This window comes from Protofrankia sp. Cas8, assembly GCF_963555845.1.
Classification (GTDB): Bacteria; Actinomycetota; Actinomycetes; order Frankiales; family Frankiaceae; genus Protofrankia.
This window is the reverse complement of the sequence record NZ_CAUVXI010000302.1, coordinates 1-496: the sequence shown is the minus strand read 5'-3', so window position 1 is coordinate 496 and position 496 is coordinate 1. Positions and strand designations below refer to the sequence as shown.

The window sequence follows — 496 nt, the reverse complement described above, 5'->3', positions numbered from 1 at the left end:
CCGGTACGGCCACAGCGTTTCGATCATCGACCAGAACCCGGACGCCTTCACCCGGCTGCCCGCGGACTTCAGCGGCCGAATGATCACCGGAGTCGGTTTCGACCGGGACACCCTGATCGAAGCGGGCATCCGGGACGCGACGGCGTTCGCCGCGGTTTCCAGCGGCGACAATTCCAACATCATAGCCGCCAGAATCGCGCGGGAGATGTTCGGCGTGACCAGTGTCGTTGCCCGCATCTACGACCCCCGCCGGGCTGAAGTGTACGAACGGCTCGGTATCCCCACGGTCGCCACCGTACGTTGGACCCGCGACCAAATTCTGCGCCGTCTCGTCCCGGATGCCATAACGCCGGAGTGGACGGACACGTCCGGCATGATCCTGCTGACAGAGATGACACCCTCCGCATCATGGGTGGGACTACGCGTGTCCACACTTGAGGGCGCCGCACGCGCCCGGGTCGCCTGTGTCACCCGCTTCGGCGAGGGTCTGCTCCCC

General features: G+C 65.9%; 1 protein-coding gene. It reads left to right on the top strand.

Features of this window, described 5'->3' with window-relative positions; all coding sequences use genetic code 11:
- Positions 1-496: potassium channel family protein (locus U9977_RS25775; RefSeq protein WP_322751876.1), on the top strand; the 496-nt coding region annotated here is incomplete at both ends.